4 protein-coding genes are annotated in these 6804 nt (G+C 55.0%); all 4 read left to right on the top strand.

Features of this window, described 5'->3' with window-relative positions:
- A partial coding sequence (locus PPL9_RS17350; protein WP_057463882.1) for an alpha/beta hydrolase occupies window positions 1–648 on the top strand: 648 nt, incomplete at its 5' end.
- 425 nt (window positions 649–1073) lie between these two features.
- Window positions 1074–2213, top strand: coding sequence for a CaiB/BaiF CoA-transferase family protein (locus tag PPL9_RS17345; protein WP_057463915.1), 1140 nt, complete (start codon window positions 1074–1076; stop codon window positions 2211–2213).
- Window positions 2214–2387: 174 nt separating this feature from the next.
- On the top strand, window positions 2388–3857 hold the full coding sequence (locus PPL9_RS17340; protein ID WP_057463881.1) for a glycosyltransferase: 1470 nt from the start codon (window positions 2388–2390) through the stop codon (window positions 3855–3857).
- Window positions 3854–6804: tetratricopeptide repeat protein (locus PPL9_RS17335; protein WP_208989445.1), on the top strand; the 2951-nt coding region annotated here is incomplete at its 3' end. The genes PPL9_RS17340 and PPL9_RS17335, both read left to right, overlap by 4 nt.

The raw sequence follows: 6804 nt of genomic DNA, 5'->3' as shown, positions 1-6804 counted from the left end.
TTCCCGCAAGGCACTGAGGCGTCCAAAGGGCTCGTCATGATCGTTCATGGCGGGTACTGGAAGGCCTTCGATAAATCCGCCTTCAGCCACTTGGCGAAGGGGGCCGTCGAGATGGGGTACACCGTTGCCGTGCCCTCTTACGACCTTTGCCCTGAAGTGAAAATATCTAATATTACCAATCAGATGCAGCAAGCTCTTGAAGTTGCAGCTGAACAAGTTAAAGGACCGATTCACCTGACCGGTCATTCTGCTGGTGGACACTTGGTAGCGAGGTTGGGCTGCAAAAACCGGATGATACCAGATAGTATCACTGGTCGGATCAAGCACATCCTCGGCATCAGCGGGGTTTACGATCTGCGGCCAATCCGCAGGACAGCAATGAACGACACCCTGCATATCGACGAAGCGGAGGCGCTGGCAGAAAGTCCGGTGCTGCACGAACCTCTTGATAATCTACGCTTTACAGGCTGGGTTGGAGCTGAGGAGCTGGCAGAGTTTCGGCGGCAAAATGCAGCCCACTGCGCAATGTGGGGTGGTTTTGAAACTCAGGTCACTGCCTATGAGGACCCCGGCAAAAACCATTTTACCGTGGTAGAGGCGCTGGAACAGCCAGACAGCTTACTCCTCACAACTATGTTGAATACATAATCACAACCTGCTGAAATATATAGATATTATATAAACCGCGCGACTTTGCGTTCTTATGTGTAATTTTGCGTGGTTTAAGTGATTCATGCGTTACTTTAAGTTGCTATGTAACTGCGTTGATGAATTCATTTCATCAGAAAGCACCTATCACAGCAAACGACACAGCCCAGCGCATCAGATTGAAAATCTCCTCGCACTCTCCATCCATCTTAACCTATTGGATAGGCTATTCACCAAATGGAGAGTTGTGGAACCACCATCAGCCGCTCTAAGGTTGACCCAACAACGCAGACCGGAGTTATCCGCCCAGCGCGGCTTGCAGGTACACTTATCTGACAAGCCAGCTCTGCAAGGCATCAACTCTGGAAACGGGCACTTTCCAAGATGCTCGTATGCGCAGGTCTTGGCTGACTGGGGAGGCATATGTGACAGCAGAAAAAGCGGGACCACTTTCAGGACTTCAGGTGGTGGAGATGGCAGGCCTTGGCCCAGCGCCCATGGCCGGACAATTGCTTGCAGATCTGGGAGCCGATGTCATAGTCGTCGACCGCCGCACCGGCGAGCGGATCGACAAGGACGTCAACCGCCGAGGCAAGAAGTCCATCGCTTTGAACATGAAGAGCGAAGAGGCCGTCAAAGTCTTCTTCTCCCTCGTTGAGAAAGCCGACATCCTGATAGAAGGCTTCCGCCCCGGCGTAATGGAGCGCCTTGGCCTTGGGCCGGACGAATGCCTCACGAAGAATCCGGGCCTGATCTATGGCCGCATGACCGGCTGGGGGCAGGATGGGCCATTAGCTCATTCCGCCGGCCACGACCTCAATTACCTCGCCATGACGGGCATGCTCCACGCCATCGGCGAGGAAGGCCGCCCACCAGTCCCACCACTCAACATGGCGGCAGACTACGGCGGCGGGTCCATGTTCCTGCTGCTGGGTGTGCTGTCAGCATTGTTTGAGCGCACCAGAAGCGGCAAAGGGCAGGTGATCGATGCAGCCATGGTCGACGGCGTGCCAGCTATGATGGGCCTGATCTACTCCTTGCTGGGCCGCGGGCTTTGGCAGGACAAACGCCAAACGAACCTGCTGGACGGTGGCGCCCCGTTCTATCAATGCTACGAAACCTCAGATGGCCGCTATCTGTCCGTTGGCTCTCTGGAACCTCAGTTCTTCGCTTTGCTGCTGAAAGGGCTGGACCTCCCGCAAGAGCTTTCCAAGATCCAGATGAACATGAAAGAGTGGCCTCAGCTGGAAGAGCAAATCGGCAATGCCATCAAGGCGAACACGCTGGACCACTGGACCGGCGTCTTTGCGGGAACCGACGCTTGCGTTGCCCCTGTGCTCTCCATTGAGGAGGCAAACGCAGCCTCTCTCAACACCGAGCGCGGCAACCGCATCCGCCTCAACGGCGTCACCCAGGCAGCACCTGCACCGCGCTTCAGCCGCACAGTTCCGCAAACACCTGAACCAGCAGGAAGAACCGGAGACGATACTGCACAGGTTTTACAGCAGCTTGGTTTCTCTGAAGCTGATATCGTTGATATGCAAAAGAGCAAAACTTTGGCCTGAATCTGCGACAATTAACGATGCGAAACAAACTGTAAACGGAGGGGGCCTCAGCACTCCCTCCCACGTCATAACTGCCTCAGCCCAATCCTCTGAGCACATCCCATGACTGAGGACATCCTCTCGAATCTCCTAGGGTAACTTTAATCAGGTTACTGCGAAGGAGTGCACCAGAGTATGCTGGTAACAGATGCATTTGTATTATTGTTTCTTGTTACGCAGGGCCTCTTTCTCGTCGCCTCATACGTCTTTGCTGTATCTGGCGCAGATGACCTGTTCGTTGACACCCTCTATTACACCTTTATCGCCTGGTATCGCGGCCCATTGGTGGGCAGAACCGAAGAACGCCTGTTTGAAGAAACAGGGCACGTCCCACCCAGACCGCTGGCCATCATGTTGCCCGCGTGGGATGAAGCCGCAATCCTCTATCCCGCCGTCACAGGCATCATGCGCAGGCTGGACTATCCGTCCTATTGGATCTTCATTGGCGTCTACCCCAATGATGACGCCACACAGAAGGCTGCAAACCGTCTGGCAGCCGAACATGACAACCTGCGCGTCGTCATCACCAACAATGATGGCCCAACCTGCAAAGCCGACTGCGTCAACACCATCCTTGCCGAAATAGAGACATTCGAACAAGAGCAGAACATCTCCTTTGCCGGCATCGTCATGCAGGACGCCGAAGACATCCTCAACCCAAACGCTCTGCACATCTTCAACGCCAGTCTTGAACTTGCCGATGTGGTGCAGTTGCCTGTGCTCTCGTTACCCCGTAGACGCCGGGACCTGACAGCAGGCCACTACATGGACGAATTCGCCGAGTTCCATTCCAAGGAAGTTCTCGTCAGGGGCTTCCTGACCGGAACAGTTCCGGGTGCTGGCGTTGGTACCTGCTATTCCAAGAAAACCATCGAGACAGCCAAATCCATTTCTGGCACAGATGAGAACGGCATACCGGAAATCTTCAACATCAGCTCCTTGACGGAAGACTATGACCTCGCCATGCGGCTCACAGGGAAGGGGCTCACCCACCGCCTGCTCTGGATCCACCCGGCAAGGAAGAGCGAGCACACGGACTTTGTAGTCACGCAGGAGTTGTTTCCCTCCGGCTTCTGGCAAAGCGTACGCCAGAAAACCCGCTGGACCATCGGCATCGCGTTTCAGGGCTGGGCACAGCTGGGGTGGAAAGGAGGGCTCGCTGATAAATATTTTTATTGGCGCGACAGGAAGATGGTGTTCTTCAGCCATGCCATCATCATCGGGTACATCTCGCTTTTCTTCTACTGGGGCCTTCGCCTCTATGAGAAGCTGGCACCAGATGCCTACCATTTGCCACCGCTTCTGCCAGAAGACAGCCCATTCTGGTATGTGATCTGGTTCAACGTGCTGCTGCTCGCCCACCGCCTTATCCAGCGCCATATCTGGACAGGCTACCATTATGGCCTGCGCGCATTGGCACCTGTAACCCTGCGCTACTTCGTATCCATCATCATCAATTACATCGCCATGATGCGAGCCATCAAAACATGGATCCGGCATCTGGGCACTGGCGAAGTTATCGGTTGGGACAAGACCGCCCATGATTATCCAGATGAAGAAAGTCTGGAACTGGCAATTCCTGTAGAGCAGGAAGCGCAATCATGACTCGGCCCCAAACGCCCCACAATACACGCGGGAATGCCAACCGAAACTCGGCATTCTATCTGCTGTGGGTCATCATGTTTGCGCTTGGCTTATCCATCCCAACACAATCACAAAATCCAGTGCCGCCTTCAGAGCCAGTCAGCCCTGCGCCTTACACCCTCCAGCAAAAAGACGAGTACTACATCAGCTTGCTGAAGGACCGGCAGGACAGCCAATCCCTCCTGCAAAGCACGTGGCGCGATTATCGCTCCTATCCCTTGCTGGATCTGGCATACCGTTTGCTGGCAAAAGGACGGAACGAAGCTGCCCTGAAAGAGCTGGATGAGCTGCTCAAGCAAGACCCCAATCATCTTGTGGCCCGTTGGCAAAAAATCCAGCTGCTCATCGGCCTCAATCGCCCAATCGCAGCAATTGACCAATTAGAAATCCTCCAATCTCAAGCCCCCGCCTTCAGCCGCGGCTATCTTTCGCTTGGCCACCTGCAAATGCTCACGGGCGAGTATGCGGAAGCCTTTGATGATTTCCGGCTGGCGATAGAGACTGGCAAATTACTGCCGAGCAACCGGGAAGAAGCTCTTGCAGGCGCCGCAGAAGCAGCCATCAAACTCGGCAAAACAAAAGAAGCTCTCCAGGCACTGAACATTCTGCGAGAGCTGGGCGCTGCCACCCCAAGGCAAAGGCTCATACGGGCCGACCTTCTGCGCAACTTCAATCAACTGGAAGAAGCCCGCAGCGAGTGGGACGAACTTTCCAAACTGGACAACGCCCCAAGAACCCAACGCACAGCCATCCTGAATGACGCCTTCCTGCTTCTTGAGCAAGGCAAAGACGAAGAAGCCTACCGCTTGCTGCTGCGCGGCGAAATGAATGGACTGTTTACTGGCCGCCAATCCTCCGCTTTGGAACAACGCACATTCGCCAGAGCTCTGGCCGCCAGTGCTCTGAACTCTGGTCACCTTGATGAGTTACTGACCTTCCTCAACCCCGGACGCATTGATCAACTGGGACTGTCCACGCGCGTTCAGCTGGCTTACGCTCTGGTGAAAAAAGGCTCCAGTGCTGAGGCTGAAATGGCGCTTCTGACAGCGGATGGCAGGATCCTCGACACCAAAGCCTCCGGTCCGGAAGAAGCCGCCAACTACTATCTGGCACTGGCAGACATCGCCATTCGCGCAGGAGATGATGCCAGAGCAGTCACTGCGGGCCGATTGCTGATCAAACTCACCCGAAGCCCGGAATACGGTCTGCAACTCAGCATGCTTGCTCTTAACAACGGCTGGGAAACACAAGCCATCAACGCGCTGGTGGAACTGCGCGCCATCACCCAGTTTACCGACCAGCAGAAATCTCCGGAAGCCTGGGTAGAGCTGTTGCAAACCCTTTCAGATCTGGCACGGCGGGCAGGGGATCTGGATCTCGCCAATCAGGTTCTCAAAGAAGCTGAAACGTTGATGCCCAACTGGCGCATCACAGCAAAAAGAGGGCAGGTCGCCCTACTCTCCAACCATCACCGCATCGCCTCCGCTGTTCTTCAGGATGCTCTTGCACGAGCCCAAAGAGCCCGTGCTGACGGCGCCTTCAATGAAAACGACAAGAAAGCCTATGCACGTCTTCTGTTTGATCTGGCAGCCGTTTCTGCAACCAATGAAGACTGGACCAGTACGCTTGACTATCTGATCGCGGACTGGAAGCTACAACCGGACCCGACACTGGTTCTGCCAGCATATCTCATGCTCAAGGAAAGCACCGCAGAAGGCATCACGGCACGCATGTGGCTGAACTACGTTTTCAGCTACACCAACACTGCAAACCTGTCAGAGGAAAGCAAAGACATGTTTGCCACGGCTTTCCTCTCACTTGCGCGCCTCTTGAAAACAGAAGGGCAGCTTCAGGAAGCCGTGAAAATGTACCGCCAATCACTGCGACTGGCCCCAACTGCGGAAACCCGTTTGGAAGCTGCTTATCTTGCACTGGAGCTCAATCACCCCAAAAGAGCTCTCATGTTGCTGCAACAGCTGGACCAGACCCAAAACACCGATGCGATCTTGGCGATCCGGTGCGAGGCCTACCGCGTGCTTGATCGCAATCTTGAGGCCCTGACATGCGCGCAACAGGAGCTTCAGGCCCAGCCCATGAACGCCGACAAGCATCTGACACTTGCCAGCCTCTACCTGCGGCTGGGAGACAAAGAGAAAGCCAGAGAGGAACTACAGCAAGCGTATGAACTCAGCCCAAACCTCGCCACAGCAAGCCAGCTTGGCTTCCTCTATCAGGAGCTGGGAGAGTATGAGGTTGCGGAAGACTGGTTTCTGGAATCTTTTGAAGAGCATGACGATCAGAGCGCTGGCATGGCACTGCTCTACCTCAACCTGCGCCAGATGGACTATGATGAGGCAGCACACCTCCTTGCCAAACTGGATGTCTCAAAGCTCTCTGAAGAGCAAATGGCCGGCTACTACGCCGCCCGGGCACAGCTCACGCTCCATCAGGGCAATCAGTCGCCAGAAGCGCTGGCAAGCGCTCTAGTGGACCTGCGCAAGGCACGGTCCATCGCCTCGACACCGGACATTCGCTTTTCCGTAGTTCAGGTTCTGTTCCAGTTGGATCAACTAGAGGAAGCAGAGGCTGAATATGAAAAACTGCCGCCAGCCGACCTTAAAAACCCGGCAACACTCGCTTTGGGAGGATACCTTGCCCGTGCTCAGGGTGACAATGATCTGGCAGTCACCCGCTTTGAAACCTCGCTGGAGGAAAAACCAGATCAGGCGAACCTGCAGGAAGATCTGGCCTATACCTATCTGGCAGCCTTTGAAAACAAGAAGGCCGCAGACCTGTTTCGCAAGCGGATTGATGTGCTGCACCAGCATCAGCGCGACATCTATGAACAGGACAAGCTGGAGCGTTTCCAGCGCCAGCTCCGCATTCTGGAAATCCCGATCAGCTTCCT

The organism is Pseudovibrio sp. POLY-S9 (genome assembly GCF_001431305.1).
GTDB lineage: Bacteria > Pseudomonadota > Alphaproteobacteria > Rhizobiales > Stappiaceae > Pseudovibrio.
This window is presented reverse-complemented; position numbering and strand designations above follow the sequence as displayed.